22 protein-coding genes are annotated in these 14,292 nt (G+C 61.3%); all 22 read right to left on the bottom strand.

The features are described from left to right. Positions 1–26: 26 nt before the first annotated feature. The 22 genes from LOY67_RS17575 to LOY67_RS17470 all read right to left on the bottom strand — a co-directional run bounded on the left by LOY67_RS17575 (position 27) and on the right by LOY67_RS17470 (position 14,266). On the bottom strand, positions 27–551 hold the full coding sequence (locus tag LOY67_RS17575) for a phage major tail tube protein (RefSeq protein WP_265063699.1): 525 nt from the start codon (positions 549–551) through the stop codon (positions 27–29). Beyond that, a complete protein-coding gene (locus tag LOY67_RS17570; protein WP_265063698.1) occupies positions 552–1,976 on the bottom strand; it encodes a phage tail sheath subtilisin-like domain-containing protein in 1,425 nt (474 codons plus the stop codon). Next, entirely contained in the window at positions 1,966–2,217 is a 252-nt protein-coding gene (locus tag LOY67_RS17565) for a hypothetical protein (RefSeq protein ID WP_265063697.1), read from the bottom strand. The genes LOY67_RS17570 and LOY67_RS17565 overlap by 11 nt, the downstream gene beginning before the upstream one ends. Continuing rightward, complete coding sequence (locus LOY67_RS17560; protein ID WP_265063696.1) at positions 2,214–2,696, bottom strand: Gp37 family protein; 483 nt, start codon at positions 2,694–2,696, stop codon at positions 2,214–2,216. Before LOY67_RS17560 ends, LOY67_RS17565 begins: the two co-directional genes overlap by 4 nt. Further along, entirely contained in the window at positions 2,696–3,127 is a 432-nt protein-coding gene (locus LOY67_RS17555; RefSeq protein WP_265063695.1) for a gp436 family protein, read from the bottom strand. Before LOY67_RS17555 ends, LOY67_RS17560 begins: the two co-directional genes overlap by 1 nt. Positions 3,128–3,130: 3 nt before the next feature. Further along, complete coding sequence (locus LOY67_RS17550) at positions 3,131–4,111, bottom strand: major capsid protein (protein WP_265063694.1); 981 nt, start codon at positions 4,109–4,111, stop codon at positions 3,131–3,133. A 14-nt stretch (positions 4,112–4,125) separates the two neighbouring features. After that, complete coding sequence (locus LOY67_RS17545) at positions 4,126–4,494, bottom strand: head decoration protein (RefSeq protein ID WP_265063693.1); 369 nt, start codon at positions 4,492–4,494, stop codon at positions 4,126–4,128. Between the two features lie 8 nt (positions 4,495–4,502). Then, on the bottom strand, positions 4,503–5,522 hold the full coding sequence (locus tag LOY67_RS17540) for a phage protease (protein WP_265063692.1): 1,020 nt from the start codon (positions 5,520–5,522) through the stop codon (positions 4,503–4,505). A 59-nt stretch (positions 5,523–5,581) separates the two neighbouring features. Next, positions 5,582–6,382, bottom strand: a complete 801-nt coding sequence (locus tag LOY67_RS17535) for a hypothetical protein (RefSeq protein WP_265063691.1) — start codon at positions 6,380–6,382, stop codon at positions 5,582–5,584. Between the two features lie 65 nt (positions 6,383–6,447). Next, positions 6,448–6,846 (bottom strand): hypothetical protein, encoded by a 399-nt coding sequence (locus LOY67_RS17530; RefSeq protein WP_265063690.1) that lies wholly within the window; start codon positions 6,844–6,846, stop codon positions 6,448–6,450. A 111-nt stretch (positions 6,847–6,957) separates the two neighbouring features. Next, positions 6,958–7,434: a phage virion morphogenesis protein gene (locus LOY67_RS17525; protein ID WP_265063689.1), complete on the bottom strand. Its 477-nt coding sequence runs from the start codon at positions 7,432–7,434 to the stop codon at positions 6,958–6,960. 9 nt (positions 7,435–7,443) lie between these two features. Continuing rightward, positions 7,444–8,274 carry a phage minor head protein gene (locus tag LOY67_RS17520; protein WP_265063688.1) on the bottom strand — a complete coding sequence of 277 codons (831 nt, stop codon included), beginning with the start codon at positions 8,272–8,274 and terminating at the stop codon, positions 7,444–7,446. 1 nt (position 8,275) lies between these two features. Further along, positions 8,276–9,772: a DUF935 domain-containing protein gene (locus LOY67_RS17515; protein ID WP_265063687.1), complete on the bottom strand. Its 1,497-nt coding sequence runs from the start codon at positions 9,770–9,772 to the stop codon at positions 8,276–8,278. Continuing rightward, on the bottom strand, positions 9,769–11,376 hold the full coding sequence (locus tag LOY67_RS17510) for a hypothetical protein (protein ID WP_265063686.1): 1,608 nt from the start codon (positions 11,374–11,376) through the stop codon (positions 9,769–9,771). The genes LOY67_RS17515 and LOY67_RS17510 overlap by 4 nt, the downstream gene beginning before the upstream one ends. Further along, positions 11,373–11,924, bottom strand: coding sequence for a DUF3486 family protein (locus tag LOY67_RS17505; RefSeq protein WP_265063685.1), 552 nt, complete (start codon positions 11,922–11,924; stop codon positions 11,373–11,375). Before LOY67_RS17505 ends, LOY67_RS17510 begins: the two co-directional genes overlap by 4 nt. Before the next feature lie 2 nt (positions 11,925–11,926). Then, a complete protein-coding gene (locus tag LOY67_RS17500; protein WP_265063684.1) occupies positions 11,927–12,220 on the bottom strand; it encodes an ArsR family transcriptional regulator in 294 nt (97 codons plus the stop codon). Further along, entirely contained in the window at positions 12,217–12,522 is a 306-nt protein-coding gene (locus tag LOY67_RS17495) for a DUF2730 family protein (protein WP_025132158.1), read from the bottom strand. The genes LOY67_RS17500 and LOY67_RS17495 overlap by 4 nt, the downstream gene beginning before the upstream one ends. Beyond that, entirely contained in the window at positions 12,519–12,737 is a 219-nt protein-coding gene (locus LOY67_RS17490; RefSeq protein WP_265063683.1) for a TraR/DksA C4-type zinc finger protein, read from the bottom strand. Before LOY67_RS17490 ends, LOY67_RS17495 begins: the two co-directional genes overlap by 4 nt. Positions 12,738–12,743: 6 nt before the next feature. Next, positions 12,744–13,358 carry a lysis protein gene (locus tag LOY67_RS17485; protein ID WP_265063682.1) on the bottom strand — a complete coding sequence of 205 codons (615 nt, stop codon included), beginning with the start codon at positions 13,356–13,358 and terminating at the stop codon, positions 12,744–12,746. Beyond that, on the bottom strand, positions 13,345–13,557 hold the full coding sequence (locus LOY67_RS17480) for a hypothetical protein (protein WP_265063681.1): 213 nt from the start codon (positions 13,555–13,557) through the stop codon (positions 13,345–13,347). The genes LOY67_RS17485 and LOY67_RS17480 overlap by 14 nt, the downstream gene beginning before the upstream one ends. Next, positions 13,554–13,772 (bottom strand): hypothetical protein, encoded by a 219-nt coding sequence (locus LOY67_RS17475; RefSeq protein ID WP_265063680.1) that lies wholly within the window; start codon positions 13,770–13,772, stop codon positions 13,554–13,556. Before LOY67_RS17475 ends, LOY67_RS17480 begins: the two co-directional genes overlap by 4 nt. Continuing rightward, on the bottom strand, positions 13,769–14,266 hold the full coding sequence (locus LOY67_RS17470; protein WP_265063679.1) for a structural protein: 498 nt from the start codon (positions 14,264–14,266) through the stop codon (positions 13,769–13,771). The genes LOY67_RS17475 and LOY67_RS17470 overlap by 4 nt, the downstream gene beginning before the upstream one ends. Between the last annotated feature and the right edge of the window lie 26 nt (positions 14,267–14,292).

Here is a 14,292-nt window from a genome sequence, read left to right as displayed (position 1 = left end):
CCGCAAGGTTCGCTGCCCTTTCGCTTTTATGCCTGCCCGATATTCCGCCTGTATTTGGACAACTGATCCTCGCCGCCCACGCGGAAGATATTGGCCAGGTAATCCAGCAACACCACCTCCTCACCGTTGAGGATCTGACGAACATAAGTGGCGGAGAATGGCGTCTCGTATTTGGTCGGGTCTCGGGGCTTGTGGCTGCCTAGTTGGTACTCTTTGCCCGTAATGGTCATGGTCGTGACCAACGGGATCTCGTCAACCAACCCCGCGCTGTTGAATACCTGCACGTTGGAGCGGCACTGCAACTGCACGCTTTTGAACGGCGTGACCAGCTTCTTGGCCGCTTCGAAATACAGGCTGTTCCAGGTAATTTTCCCCTCCAGCTTGTCGATGCCGTCCGGCAACTCGATCAAGCCGACCATGCCGAGCCCCTGGAAGTCGCTCATGACTGTCTTGATCGAGCCCAGGTCGATCTCCTCGGACTTGCCGAAGAAGCTGGTGCCGTCGAGGTAGATATTGGCGTTGGAAATGCGGTGTGCGCTAAAGCCTGGCATTTATGCGGCCCCCAAGTTGACCAGGTATTCCCCGGTGATTTCAGTTTCGAAGGTGCCGCGCTCAAACGGCACCGGAACGCCCAGTTTGTAGTTGAACAGAACGTGCCCCAGCTCCAACTCGGTTTGCGGGTTACGGGCCGGGTCGTACCAGCATTCGCCCCCGAGCAGCGCGCCGTCGCCGATCAATTTGCGGAAATACAAATTGACGCTTTCGGTGATACTGGTAAGCAACGACTCGCTGACGGGCATGTCCACGAACTGCAGCGCGCTATAGCGGATCGACTCGTCTGCGACGTCCTTCGTACGCCGAACATTCTCGAAGTTGCGCATATGGGTCACGGTCGGCCACGCCGCCGTGCGGTTGCCCCAAAGCCGCAGGCCGGTGCCGAACGAATTGAACACCGTGGTGATGCCGTTTTCGTTGAGCAGGTTGACCTCGCTGTTCGGGTCGTCGACCCGCGCCGTCAATGGGCGCTCCAGGCCAATCACGCCCATCAGCTCCTGGTTGGAACTGCTCCACCAATACCCGCTGTCGTTATCGACTTTGGCCCTCAGGCCGGCGGCCCGGATCGAAAGCGGTTGCAGGCGCTCGCCGTTGGTCGTGGCGTCATAGACCTTAACGTGTGGGTAGCACAGGCGGACACGATCACTGCTGGTGTTGAAGTTGATAGCGCCGGCCGGGCCGCGCCCGGCGATGACTTGTTGAACGGTGGTGCCGATTGGGGCGTCGATGTAAGCCACGCCGCTGACTTGTTCGGCCGAGGCGATCAACTCGACGCTCACCGAATTCAACGTACTGAACCCCGGCGCGGTGAAGATCTTCGGGAAGAAGCCCAGCAGGTTGTAGCTGTCCTGGAACGCCTTCAGGCCAGTACGTCGGCCGGCGATGGTGACGCCACCAATGATCTCTGCGGGCGTGACCTTGCTTGGGTCCGCGTAGGTATAGTCTGCTGACACTTGGGCGTTGGCGGGGATACTTCCTGTAGCCAAGCGCTTCACCCGTCCGGTGAGCAGGGTCACCGTGTAGTCCACGTCCGGGACATACGCATCAACTCCCTCAACCGCCTTCAATTGCAGCGATTGCAGGGCGCCGTGTTCCAACTGCAGCAGGTCGTTGTCCCCGAACTGTTTCACCTGGCCGGCCACGTTGGTGCGGTGAATAGCCGGATCGAGCACGTTGACCACCAGCACCGTGCCGGCGCCGAAGTCGTAGATGCCCTCCAAGGCTTCCGGAATGCTGAAGCCGGTGAGATGGGAACCGAACTGGGCGGCGTCGGCATCGTTCTGCGACAAAGTCAGTTCGTTGACCGGGCCAATAGGCGCCGTGCCGACCAGGGCGATAACTGCCGACTTGACCACTTGAATAGCCCGAGGGCCGCGTTCGACTTCGATTGTTTCAATCCCGTGCAAATAATTAGCTGCCATTGGGTTTCGCTCCTTTTTTGGTTTCGGAGGGTTCGGTCACGGCCGGACTTACGGGCGCAGAAACTGGCGGCGCCGGCGCCAGGTGCTTGAGCGAGATCAATACCTGGGTGTATTCGTGGTCAGCGGGCAGCTCCACCGATTTCCCTGGGAGCAACAGCGCTTCGAACAGCTCGCGCTTGTCGCCTACCCGCAGGGAGGCGGCGCTTTGCGGGCCGGAGTAGATGTAGCGGGTAAGGTTCATGAGTTGTCCTCGAAACGAGTTTGAGAAAGCGGAGGCCCGCCGGCGGGCGCCATGGTCTGCAATTGAGTGGCGCGAATGGCGTAGTCCTGGCCGTATTGCCAAAGGCCGGCTACCTGGCCAATAAACTGCTCGGCTACGGGCCGACAGGCCTGATCACAGTGCGGCGCGAACCATCCCGTCAGGCAGGCGCGGATCTGGTCGAGGTAGCTGATCACGCCGTCCTTGCCGTTGAGCTGGCGAAACACCAGGGTCAATCGGAGGACAATGTTGCGTGCCTGGAACATCGAGTCGCCGGCCTCGGAGCCGCCGAAGGTCGATTTCCCGTAAGCCAGCAAGATCGCCCCACGTGGGTGATTCAGGCGATATCCCGCCGGGTTCTCGGGGAACAGCTCGACCGTCAGCCCGTTGCCGAAGTGCTCCTGCAGGCGGTTACGGATTGCATCGAGCAGCTGCTCGGTTTGGGTTTTGGGTGGAATCATCAATACCGCTCCCAAAGATCGCGGCCGAACTGCTGGCGGCGTGCACGAACGCGAATCTCGCCCGGTTCCGGCGCGGCGTGGCCCGAGGGCATGCCCAAGGTGACAACGCCGTCGCGAATGCTCTCCAACAGCTTGACAGTGTCCTTGCGGCTGTCCTTCACCGCGTCGGGCAACGCGCCCTCGGGGCGACGCTGGTACAACCAATGCCGTGCCAGGTAGACCACCGCATCTCGCAAAACGGTCGGCACCGGATCGAGCGGTAGGTTGTAGCGGCCCCGAAGGTAGCCATCCACCAGCTCTTCCGCCTGCCGCACGCCGTCCTCGATCACGTTCTCGTTGGGTGACATGGCGGCCGGATCATCGTTGGAGAGCTGAATTAGTGTCATCTCCGGGATGGCGTTACCGATGTCGGCGCGGGTGCAGTAGCGCATGGGTCAGCCTGCCTTCATCTCGACCAGGGCTTCTGGGAACAGGCACATGGCCAACGGGTTTGCCTGGGCTTCCAGGTCCCAGCCTTTGCCCATCTTGCGTTCCTCGGCCTTGCTGTAGAACGGCTGCCCTAACGTGTTGACCGTTTCGTTGTAGTTGGCCGGGGCGTTGAACATACGGAACACGCCACGGGCCATCGGGAACACTTGAGCGATGTCGGCCGGAATGAAACGTTGGCCGCTGACGGTAACGTCGTACTCGATGAATTCGATGCCGCCGAAGGTGAAGCCGGAACGCATATCGCCGCCGATACGGTCTTGGGCTTCCTGGTAGTGCGCAAAAGCGTCCTTGACCTTCGCGTGATCGGTGAAGGCGTCGAACCAGTCCGGCCCGCAAAAAGAGCGGAACCCGGTGACCATCACGCCGCCCAGTTTGGACTCGGCGTAGCGCTTTGCATCCAGGCAGGCCTTGCGCACGTTGGTCCCGGCGTTGCCGAGCGCCACCGTGATTTTCTTTTGCTCAACGTTAAACTCGTCAAACAGGTCGAACAGCACCGAGCCGTCCGCGTCCAGCAGCTTGCCCCGCAATGCGCCGACCCGTTGAAATTCGCGGGTGGCTTCGACGCTGTTTTTCAGCTCCTGCAGGTTGTCGTTGATCACGGCGGCTACCGGCGCGGTGGTGCTTTCCTGGCCGAACGCGGCAATGCCCTGCAACTGGCTCGGCAGGATCGGCCGGCTTACCGGGAGGTGCAGGGTTTCGAAGCTGCGGCGCTTGCGCTTGCCGCCTTTGACGGGTGCGGGGTCGTCATTGCGCGAAGTGTTGGGCACCAGCACCAGGCGGCCCTCGCGTTCGTCGATGACAACGCTGGTGCTGGTCACGCCTTTTTCTTCGAACAAGCCCATGGCGCCGACTTTGCCGGGGATCGCCGGGAGTTTGTTAACGGCGGCGGTGAGGTTGGCGACGCTGAACATATCTTGCAGATTCATGGGGTACTCCTGACTCAGAGGGCCGCACGGGCGACGATGCCAAGGGCATTGAGTTCGTCCAGGGCGGTGGTTTTTTGGGGCTCGGTGATCCCGGCCGGCCATGCGAGTTCGGCAAGCGCTACAACGGCGCCGCGTGCGATGACTACGCCGGGCTTATCGCCCGCTGTTGCGTCAACGGGTTCGCCCAGCACGGCCGCCGCCTTTTCGGCCCCGTCAGCGCCGGCTGGATCGAGCACCTGATACTTGCCGGACACCTTGGCCAGCACTTGCCCGAGCGGGTAGTCAGTTCCGGCCAGCAGCGTTGCTTTTTCCTTGGTCCAGCCGGGGCTGACCTCGACCAGCAGCAAATCGCCCAAGTCTTTGGGCTGGTTAAACGTGGCCATGGGGCCTCCTATCGTTGGGCGCGGGCTTCAGCGTCAGCCAGCAGGGGGTTGGTGGATTCGTTGACGGCCTTGCCGGCCCGGGACTTGGTAGCCACCTCGGCGAAGCTCACGCCGCCGGCCAGGTCGCTAAAGATCGCCTTCAGGCCGTCGCTCAACGGCTCGCGGGCGTCCTCTTCGCCGAACTCCAACGGGGTTTCGCTGGAGTCGGCGTAGTCCAGGGCGGCAATCACAACCGGGGCGTGAACCGGCTTCATGCCCACCGCGACCAGTTGTTCGGCGTACTCGACATTCGCGGCGTGGATCTTTTCCTGGGCCGATTCGCGGGCGGCCTTGTCACGCTTGGCGATGTCAGCTTTCAGGCGTTTGTTCTCCGCCTCCAGGGCGGCTTTTTCTTGCTCGTTCACGACGGGTTCCTCGGCGGCGCGGGTGGGTTCAGCGAAAGCGGTTTGTTGGGTTTGCTCGGGTTGCCGGGCGATTTCGGCGAGGCTGTCGATGGCCCACGATGGGGACACCTGGTCGGCTGTTTCTTTGTCGAATTTGCCGATCAGCCATTCGCGGAAACGGCGCCACATGTCGGAGTTGAGTTCGTGGCCGTAATCGCCGAACTCGATAACGCCTTCCTCGCCGTCGGCCAGTTCAATGGGGCGCAGGCCCTTCACGGCCGGCGGTTGGGCGCCGAGAAAGCCGACGTGGCGCAGGTAATACACGCCGGGCGCCGGGTTGTTGGCGGCGTCGGGGTGGTAGAAGGAGGCGGAGATTTTTTTGTAGCTGCCCTTGGCCACCTGCTCGGCGAAGGCGGCGTCGACCTGCTGCGGCTCGGCGATCAGGCCTTGGGCGGTGGCAGTCAGTGACTTGATCCAACCGGCGGCCGGCGCGTCGTGCTTGGGGTGGCCGATGACCATCGGGGCTTCGTGCAGCGCCGGGTCATACGCGGCTACGGTTGCGGCCAGGTCGGATTCGCTGAATTCGAAGCTGGCGCCGCTCATGGCGGTGTGCGTGCCGGGTTTGAAGATGTGCAGTGGTTTCATGGCTGTGCGCTGCGTGGAGGTGATGCGCACAGACTGGACGAATGCGTGGCCTAGGGCTTTTAATCGGGTTTAAAGAGTGGCTTCCAGACTGGGTCTAGTTTGTTGTACATATCTTCACCGTATTGAATAGGGGAGCCGTTTATCTGCTCAGCAAATTCATTTTTGCGCCTCATTAGCTCTCCCAGCACGGTACTAGAAGGTCGAAATAACGGATGATCCTCGACGGTTGCGGCTAAGAGGACGGCAATGGCGATTCCAAATTCGACACATTGAGTAAGACTTCCGCCCGTATAAGTCCCCCAACCGTATAAACATCCAAAGTCGATTAATTCGTCATTGCTTTCGTTGACCATCACGTGCCCCTGCATAGCTCTGGGGTTGGGATGACCTCCAAAATCTATAGCGGCCTCATACAACGCCTTGATTAGCATCGCCGCATCAGAATCAATTTTCTCTATAAATGCAGCTGCCGTGGGTACCGCTGCTGCAAAGGCCTTTTTTTGAGCCTTAAGATCCTTTTCACTTCTATGCCTACACAGCCATGTGTTCACTAAGCTTTCGTTACGCACAACCAACAAGGCATAGCAGGCCGATTCCAACGACGTTCGCAGAGGAATTGATACCGCTGCGGGGTGTCCCGACAAGGCGATGCGGATACCTGCCAGATAGACAAATAGAGAGTTTGCCGCTAGTGATCTTGCTGCGAGGTTTATCTCACAGGATTGAATCAGTCCTTGGATCAATTCTACGCATTCACCGGCAAGCAATAAAATTCCAGGCTTTGCTGCCAAAATTTCCGTAGAGGTCTCATCGGCCGAGTTCAGATATTTTTTGAGGTGGCTTCCATCAAAATCGTCCATTTTTGTTCTCTGAGGTTCTACTTGATTAAGTTGCGGCTCTAGCGAACCGCAACAGAGGAAAGCCACTAAGTCTTGGGTGCCCAACGGTCTGTTGCTACGCCGGCACTAACACTCAGATGTTCCATGTGGTGATAGTGATCAGAGGACTCATTTCCTTCCTCCACCACCTCAATCTCACAGTAGTAACTACCCGACGCGTAAATGGATTGCACGATTTCGGTTAACCTATCTTCCAGCTGTTTATCAGTCTGATCTGTCGTGGCGATATGGATGCTGTACACGCACGCCTTGTCGTCAAAAAAAATCCTAACGAGTCGCGCACGTTCAGTATTGTGATCCAGAGCTTTGGCAATCACCGCCGCAATGAATTTGTGATCCTCATCAGGGAAGCTTGCTCGAGCTTCAAGGAGTACGCGGTGCTTACCAACCGTAAACCATTCTGAGTGGAAACCTTCAACTGGCATGTGAATCTCCTTGTAAAACATGCAGGAGATCGCTTTATAAAGCCTTTACAACGTTTTTTCGAGCCTCTTCAAGGGAATCACGCTGCTTCGTCTCTACGACGGCCTCAAGGGCTAGGTACGGGCCGCTCGTTCTAGATGCATGAGAGCCAGCTCAAGGATCGCTTCCTCTACTTCGGGCTGGATCACACCTTCTACGTCCATAGGCAAGAATGGCCGCCCCGGAATATCACCCCACAGGTGAGGGAAGTCGGATTTCTCCCCACCGAAGTGCATCATCGCCGCGTAGGGTTTGTTGCTGCCGACCAGCGCTGAGCTGTCGGTTGCGAGGCTGGTGACCGAGGCCGCCAACCCGGCGGCGCTGATTTGCAACATCTGGCCGGGCCAGTTGCCGCTTTTCGCCCGGCGCTCGGTAGTTGTGTCCGACAGGTCGGCCCAGTCTGGCCGCCCCTCGTTCTCAAAGTTTTCCTCTGTTTGGCTGAGCAGCTCGGCGGCAATGCCGCGCATCAACGGCGCCAGTTCGCCGACGGCCCATTCGACTTTGCGCAACGCGTCCTGCAGGCGCTGGTGATCCAACTCAACGGTGAACATGTTGTGCTCCTATGCGGCCGCTTCTTTGCGTTTCAACGCCTCGGCCAAACCGGCGCCCGGCGCGTGGTTGAAGCCCGGATCGGTGCGGAAGGTGGTCGCCCGGCCCTCGGCGGCGGTAGTGCGCAGGCCGGTGACCGTGGCCGTTCTGATTTCGCCGGTACGTTTGTCTATTCCGGTCTCGACAGTTTCGGTGAACATCCGCCCCGCGCTCGATACGACGGTGAGGCCCCGGCGCTTGACGGCCACCTCGGTCAAAGCGACCACGCGGCAACGGCAGTTGAAGCCGTTGGGCGGGAAGATCGCCGACCAGATGGGGTCATCGTGGCGGAACACCTGGCCGTGGAGCGCCCGGTGGCTTGGCCGGGTCTTGCCGTCCAGAATGGAGACGTACATCCAATACGGGTGCGTGTCGGCAGTCTGCTCCATGTCGGCCTTGCGGCCGGCCATGTAGGCGCTTTGCAGGTTGGTCTGATAAATCGTCTTGAGCCGGCGCGGGCTGCCGAGTTGCACCAGTTCCCCGACGCCGTCGCTGTCCACAATGACCTGTTGCCCCCACCAGCCTTGGGCTTCCAGGGTCGGCTGCATGTTTGCGGTGAACTGTTTGAGGGTTTGGCCGTTCTGCAGCGCAGCTTCCAGTGCGGCCCGAATATCAGACAACAGATCGAGGCGCATGGCCTTCGCCACGGTGAAGGCCTGGTCATGCGCCTGGTCGAGCATGTCTTGCCAATTCCAGGTGACCGCGTAGCCCTTGAACTTGAGGTAGGCAATGGCCTTCGCCGGCTCAAGTCCGAAGACGGTTTTGAGGTCGGCCGGGTTGAGGCGCTTCTCTGCGGCGGCCATGTCAGTCCTCCCGGTCGGCGCGGGCGCTCAGGCGGCCCCAGGTATCGGCGATGAACAACAGATTGGCGAGCTGCTCCTGGAGCGCTTGGTCATCCATTTGCGGGAACGCCTCGGCTAACAGGCCGAGGGCCTCTGAGCCATCGCGGGCGCGCTGCAGCGCTTCAATGAACGGGGCCGCGGCCTGTTCGGCCTGTTGTTGCAGCACTTCGGCGGGCAGGCCATTGATGGCCTGATCGAGGGCGATCTGGTCCAGCAGCGGCCGCACGGTTGCCTCGGCGAAGTCCGGCGAGTCAGCGGCGGTCGGCGCCGTTGCGAGATCACCGTCCTGCAGGTTGTAGGTGCGCTTCCAGTACGCGTCGGTGAACTTCACGCCGGACTCGGTCAATGCCTTGTCGCGCTGGGCCAGGGTCTTGTCGATTTCCTCCTGTTCCCACAACTCATACAGCGGCGCGGCGACGTCGGCGCCGAAGTTGAGGTCCACGACCAGGCGAATGCAGGCGTTCAACGCGGCGGCAACGATGCCGGCGTCGCCGTCGCGGATATCTTTGGTGACCTCGGCGCCGGCTGTGGCGCTGGCGCGGTTGCTGTCCTTCTCGGTGGTCTGGTTTTGCCCGAGCATGGCCACGTTGATTTCGCTGCGGCAGTACTCCAGCAGTTCACGGTAGACCTCGGCGCTGCCGGCTTTGCCCGCCGCCTCGATAATCTGCACGCTGGAATCGTCCGGGATGGCCGCAACGGCGTCCTGCACCATGGCCTCCAGGCTATCGAGCAGCAAATCGGTTTCGCCGTCGTTGGCGCCGCGTGGGTGTTTGCCGATGACCCACGGGCTGCCGTACTTCTCGGTGAACTGCACCCAAAACTTCAGGCCGCCTTTCATGAAGGTCGCCGGCCAAAAGCACATGCTGAGGTCCGGGAAGCCGTAGGGGTTGGCGTAGGTCGCGTCTTGCCGGGCAACGATAAAGCGTTGCGGGTCGTACAGTTCGCCGTCCTGGCCAGCTTCTTTCGAGCGAAAGCGCAGCGCGTTGTCCTTGTCGTAGAAGAACCATTCGGCGGGCTTGCCGAGCAGGTCTTGCGGCACCAGGTGCATGCCCAGCGGCTGCCACATCAGCTCGACGGGCTGGTAACCGAACAATGGCGCATCGAGCAATTCGCGGATAATGCGGTCCAGGTCCAGGTCGGTGAGCCAATCGCGAATGAAACGCTCGACTTTGGGCGGCGCGTCGCCGCGTTTGATGCCGCGCTCCAGGGAAAGCACCGAGGCCTTACGGCGGCGAACGTTGCCGCCGACCAACGCCGAGCTGCGCAGGTCGCGGTAAACCGTGATGTCTTTGCCCTGCGCCTTGAGGATGGGGTCGGGATTCGGCAGGTTGGCCCCGCTGAAGCCGCCCGCGTCTGAGCGGCTGCGGGTGGCAATGTGTTGGTTGAGTGTTGTGCTGCGCTTGGCCTCGGCAAAGCTGACGAATTCGGTGGGGCTGACCCACAGGCCTCTCTTGTTCATGCGTACCCCTGGGTGATGCGTTTGCCCTGGCGCGGGCGGCGTGATTTGACGGAGACCGGGCCGGCGGAAACCTCCAACGTCGCAAAGTTCGCCAACGCGCCGGCCCCGGCGAAGTCGCCGTGGCGGTAGAGGTCCGGGTCTTTGAGGTCTTGGGAACGGGCTTTAACAATCATCGGAATGCCGTCCACCATTTCGATAGCCCGCACGTCCTGGTGCAGCGAATCATCGAGCGGAAGAGTGATGGTCGAATCTTCGAACAATTGCACAAACTTCGGCATCCAGGCGCCGTACCAGGCGCGGCTGATCTTTACCTGTTGAATGCGGTTGCGGCCGAACTCGTCCGCCGTTTCTTCGGCGAGCGTTTCGCCGCTGCCGGTGGCGTCCAATGCGGCGCCGACAAAACGCGGCAGGCCGCGCAGGATGTAAAACAGCACCTGCTTTTGTTGCCGGGTCGGGACCTTGTGCATCTCGATGACAAATGGAATGTCACGGTGGCGAACCTGATCGACCGACATCGGGCAGATGATGGAAAAGTCCCGGTGCCGGGCGTAGTCCATGCCCAAGAAATGCCGCAGGTCGGGCGCCAATGCCTGTTGCATCAGGGGCGTTAGGTAGCGCCCGATCCAGTCATCGACATAGGCTTCGCGGCGGTAGACCGGCTCCAGGGTGAAGTCATCATCCAGCGCCAGGCGCAGCACTGTACGGCCGGGGCGCATGGCTTCATCGATCCACACGCCGGGGATGCAGACGCCGTTGCCGTCGCGGGGGATAGCGTCCAGCTCTTCGCGCATTTGCGCCTTGCGCGGGCCGTAGGCGTTGCGGATCTTCTTGTACCAGGCCTCTTTGTCTTCGGCCGTGGCTTGCTTGTCGGCCATGAAGCAGACCCGCTCAAACAGGCCGTTGGCGACGGCGTCGTCGAAGGTGGCCCGGTAGACCTGGGCGCTGTCGCCGTAACGCTTGTCGCGGATGTCGCTGACCATCTGGTTGAACGGGTTGGATTTGCCGTTGTGGGTGCTGATGATGACGATGCGTCCGCCCCAAATCAGCAGCGCCGTAGCGGCATCGAGCACGGCCGAAACGTCACGGTGAAACGCCGCCTCGTCGATGATCACTTTGCCCTGCAAACCGCGCACGCCGGCCGGGTTGCTGGACAGCGCGACGATTTTGAACCTCGAGGCGTAGCGGATGCGGTAGGCGTTGATTTGCCGGGTGTTGCCGGCCTCGTCCTGGTCATCGAACAAAAACTCTTCGATTTCACTGACGCCGGATGCCTGAGCCTCGGCCATCACGCGGCTGAATTTGGCGCAGTAGCCGATGAACTCCAGGCCTTTTTCCTTGGTGTCGCCGATGTAGAAGCAGTCCATGCCGCCCGCGACTTTTTGCGAGGCGGCGGTGATGACCGAGTCCAATGCCTCGGCGAAGGTGATGCCGGTGCGCCGGCCTTTCTCACACAGCTTGATCTGCGCGTCGATGCCCAACCATTCCGATTGATGGGCCATCAAGATCCCTTCGTCCAGCGGGTTGTAACCCGCCGGAATCTCCCGGACGCTCGGCGGCAGCTCCTCCCACTCTACGACGCGCAGCGTACTGGATGAGGGTTTCATTGCTTCACGCCCAGGAATTTCTGGCGCCAGAACAGGGCCTGGTCTTCGGTCATGCCTTTGGCCTTCACGGCGTTATCCAACTCGGCGGCCTGCTCGCGTAGCAGTCGTTCGCGGGCCGCTTTCTCGATGGTTTGGCGCTCTTTCACGCTCATCGTCCGTGCCTCCATGGTGGCCTTGGCGGCGCGCGCCAACGCGGACACTTCGGCAATGGTGACCTCGTCTTTCTCATGGGCGCCCATGGCGGCCTGATAGGTAAGCGTCGAGATCGCTTCCACCAGCAGCGCGCCGGTCTTGTCCGAAGAGTCTTCGCCGAAGGCCCCTACAAAGGCCTCGGCCATTTCGCGTTGTTGGCGGGCCTTGTCGGTGAGTTCATCGAAGCCCAACTTGAAGCGGCCCAACGCGCTGCGGCTCGGGGCTTTCTCGTTGGGGAAGCGCGTCTGGATATCGGCCAACATGTCATCCAGGGTCATGCGGTCTTCACGCAACAGCTTCTGGATGTACGCCTTGACCATCGGCGGCAGACGGTTGATGGATGACTTGCCCGCCATGGTTATGCCCCCGGCCGTTTGATGCCGGGGACGCGGGCGCGCCCGGCCGCAATGTCCTGGCCGCGCTCGGTGAGCGTTGCCACCAGCACCGGGCCAACATCGGCCAGGGTCAACGCGCCTTGCTCTGCCAGCCAGTGCAGCTCGGTTTTCACCTGGTCACGGCTGAGGGTGTGCCCGTAGTTGTCCAGCGCCATGGTCAGTACGGAGCTATTGGCGCGGTAGCCGGTCATCTCGACGAGCAGGCGCAGGATCACCAGGCGGTAATCCTGGCGCAAAAAGTCGGCGTATTCGGTCATGTTTTTTCTCGCAGCAGGTAATCATTGATCCGGTCCAGCGAACGGGCTAAAGGGCCGAGGGCCTCCTTAACCCCAGAGAGTTCAGCGCGTACCGCCTTCATGTCGCCGAGCAGATCCGTGACGGCGGTCTGGTCAGGCAGGTGGCGCACGTGTTCTTCCAGGGCGACGATACGGGTGCGCAGTTCCAGGAGTTCCTGAGCGCTGGCGGCTTGTCGCTTGGTCATCCAGGTGTAAATGCTGAGCACTGTGAGCATCAGCCACTGAACGGTTTGGAAGCCGAAGTTCAGCTCGTTCAAGTTCATTCAAAACCCCGCGTTGCCAAGTGTTCCAAGGCGTCTATGCAATCAAGACAATGTTCGGTGCCGGGCTCGGCCTGGCGGCGGTCTTCAGGGATCGCATCGCCGCACTCTTCGCAGCGATAAACCGACCGGCCGGAGCCTCGTCGCAGGGCGCTGTTGCGGACGCGCAACTCCGAAGCGCTGATGTCGTCATCTGTAGCGTGCTCAGCTACATCCATAGGGCGTCAGTCCTTTTCCTGGAGGTCGAGCAAGGCGTTGAGTTGCGCGAAATTGGTTCGGGCCCACAGGCCGTAGTCCTGGGCGTGGGCCAAGATGTCGGCCGGAGTGACGCCGCTTTCCAATAGTTCGGCGTCAGTGCCGGCGGCGGGCCGGGCCGCTTCTTCAACAGCGGCGGCAACGGCGCCCGGTCTTGGGGCGGGCACGCCGAGGGCGGCGTTGAAGTCGCGCAGCCAACCAGCAGTGAACACGCAACGAGGAATAGGCTGAGCCGCCGCGCCGGGCGCCGGCCGGTATTGGGTCGTGACATGGGGGATACGCTCCTGCAGTTGTTGTTTCTCGTTGGCGTGCTGAGTCATGAAATCGAACAACAACGACTCGCTTTGTTGGGCGCGGGAGACCTGTTGCAGAAGCAGCACCCGGTTGGCTTGTTCTGCGGCCAGGGCTTGGGCCGAATGTGTGCTCTGAAGATTGGCCAGCGCGGTATCGCCCAGTGCGGCGGCGTACCGATAGCCAAACCCATAGGCGATGGAGCCGGCGGCCGCCGCGCTGACCACGCAGGCCAACAGGGCAACGGTCAGCCCCGACGGTAGCGGCCATGGCAATCGGTCAAGCGCGGCCATGGTGTTGCCTCATACGGTTGCGGGATTTGCGCGCCCGGCGTTTTGCCGCCGCGATGCCGGTCTTGCCGTGACGGTACGGCGGGATGACTGTGGGGTTAATCCAGCTGCCGGCTGCCGCGATGGGAACGGTCCAGCGGTAGGCTCCCAACAGGCCTGCGAGGAAGGCGGCAAAGGTTCGGCCAAACAGGTTCAGTTTCATGGCTGAACCTCTTGAGGGGGGCCTTGCCTGATCAGCCGGGCAACGAACAGGATCAGCCCCAACGCGCTGTTGCAGGCGGCGTAAGCCCTGTCCGAAAGCTGCGCCTGCCACAAGGGCAGGATTTCAAGTTGGGCGAAGCCAAGGAGCGCAATCAGCACGCCGAGTTGGACGCTGTAAAGCTTGTAGCAGCAACGCCAATCGCAGATCAGCTTCATGCCGGCACCTCGCCCTTGCCGTGCACGATGCCACGTTCAACCCCCGCCAGTGCCAATCCGTCGGCAACGATTGCGTCGCCGTACCATTGGCCGCCTGGCAAAGGGCCGGGGCCGTTTTCATGGCGGATGATGGCAAGCACCAGGGCGCGCATGGTGTCGTACTGGTAGACGTCCAAACCTTCGAAGCCAGGATCGACCGCCAGGACGCTGGCTACGGCGGCGGCGTATGCGTCGGTGTTGTTTTCGGTTGCCGGGGCCCAGCGCTCAATGATCTCGCGAACGCTGTCGATACGGCTGCCGTCAGCGGCCCGGCGTTTGTCCTGGTAGGTGATCAGCACGCGGGCGATGGCGCGGATTCCCCAACGCGGGCCGTTGAACTGGACGAAGTTGGCGTCGGACTGGGCGACGGTCATGCCCTGCCAACGGACGCCTTTAGCGTGGCGGATATTGCCGGGGTTGAAGTTGCGGATGCCGCGAGGGGTTTCGGGTCGCATGGGGCGCCTCCTGTAACGGCGCCGCC

This window comes from Pseudomonas sp. B21-056 (genome assembly GCF_026016325.1).
Classification (GTDB): domain Bacteria; phylum Pseudomonadota; class Gammaproteobacteria; order Pseudomonadales; family Pseudomonadaceae; genus Aquipseudomonas.
The sequence above is the reverse complement of the archived record's forward strand: the minus strand, read 5'-3'. Positions and strand labels throughout refer to the sequence as shown.

Excerpts from the sequence above, each read along its gene's own strand:
- LOY67_RS17575 (WP_265063699.1), bottom strand. The coding sequence starts at position 551 with ATGCCAGGCTTTAGCGCACACCGCATTTCCAACGCCAATATCTACCTC.
- LOY67_RS17570 (WP_265063698.1), bottom strand. The coding sequence starts at position 1,976 with ATGGCAGCTAATTATTTGCACGGGATTGAAACAATCGAAGTCGAACGC.
- LOY67_RS17565 (WP_265063697.1), bottom strand. The coding sequence starts at position 2,217 with ATGAACCTTACCCGCTACATCTACTCCGGCCCGCAAAGCGCCGCCTCC.
- LOY67_RS17560 (WP_265063696.1), bottom strand. The coding sequence starts at position 2,696 with ATGATTCCACCCAAAACCCAAACCGAGCAGCTGCTCGATGCAATCCGT.
- LOY67_RS17555 (WP_265063695.1), bottom strand. The coding sequence starts at position 3,127 with ATGCGCTACTGCACCCGCGCCGACATCGGTAACGCCATCCCGGAGATG.
- LOY67_RS17550 (WP_265063694.1), bottom strand. The coding sequence starts at position 4,111 with ATGAATCTGCAAGATATGTTCAGCGTCGCCAACCTCACCGCCGCCGTT.
- LOY67_RS17545 (WP_265063693.1), bottom strand. The coding sequence starts at position 4,494 with ATGGCCACGTTTAACCAGCCCAAAGACTTGGGCGATTTGCTGCTGGTC.
- LOY67_RS17540 (WP_265063692.1), bottom strand. The coding sequence starts at position 5,522 with ATGAAACCACTGCACATCTTCAAACCCGGCACGCACACCGCCATGAGC.
- LOY67_RS17535 (WP_265063691.1), bottom strand. The coding sequence starts at position 6,382 with ATGGACGATTTTGATGGAAGCCACCTCAAAAAATATCTGAACTCGGCC.
- LOY67_RS17530 (WP_265063690.1), bottom strand. The coding sequence starts at position 6,846 with ATGCCAGTTGAAGGTTTCCACTCAGAATGGTTTACGGTTGGTAAGCAC.
- LOY67_RS17525 (WP_265063689.1), bottom strand. The coding sequence starts at position 7,434 with ATGTTCACCGTTGAGTTGGATCACCAGCGCCTGCAGGACGCGTTGCGC.
- LOY67_RS17520 (WP_265063688.1), bottom strand. The coding sequence starts at position 8,274 with ATGGCCGCCGCAGAGAAGCGCCTCAACCCGGCCGACCTCAAAACCGTC.
- LOY67_RS17515 (WP_265063687.1), bottom strand. The coding sequence starts at position 9,772 with ATGAACAAGAGAGGCCTGTGGGTCAGCCCCACCGAATTCGTCAGCTTT.
- LOY67_RS17510 (WP_265063686.1), bottom strand. The coding sequence starts at position 11,376 with ATGAAACCCTCATCCAGTACGCTGCGCGTCGTAGAGTGGGAGGAGCTG.
- LOY67_RS17505 (WP_265063685.1), bottom strand. The coding sequence starts at position 11,924 with ATGGCGGGCAAGTCATCCATCAACCGTCTGCCGCCGATGGTCAAGGCG.
- LOY67_RS17500 (WP_265063684.1), bottom strand. The coding sequence starts at position 12,220 with ATGACCGAATACGCCGACTTTTTGCGCCAGGATTACCGCCTGGTGATC.
- LOY67_RS17495 (WP_025132158.1), bottom strand. The coding sequence starts at position 12,522 with ATGAACTTGAACGAGCTGAACTTCGGCTTCCAAACCGTTCAGTGGCTG.
- LOY67_RS17490 (WP_265063683.1), bottom strand. The coding sequence starts at position 12,737 with ATGGATGTAGCTGAGCACGCTACAGATGACGACATCAGCGCTTCGGAG.
- LOY67_RS17485 (WP_265063682.1), bottom strand. The coding sequence starts at position 13,358 with ATGGCCGCGCTTGACCGATTGCCATGGCCGCTACCGTCGGGGCTGACC.
- LOY67_RS17480 (WP_265063681.1), bottom strand. The coding sequence starts at position 13,557 with ATGAAACTGAACCTGTTTGGCCGAACCTTTGCCGCCTTCCTCGCAGGC.
- LOY67_RS17475 (WP_265063680.1), bottom strand. The coding sequence starts at position 13,772 with ATGAAGCTGATCTGCGATTGGCGTTGCTGCTACAAGCTTTACAGCGTC.
- LOY67_RS17470 (WP_265063679.1), bottom strand. The coding sequence starts at position 14,266 with ATGCGACCCGAAACCCCTCGCGGCATCCGCAACTTCAACCCCGGCAAT.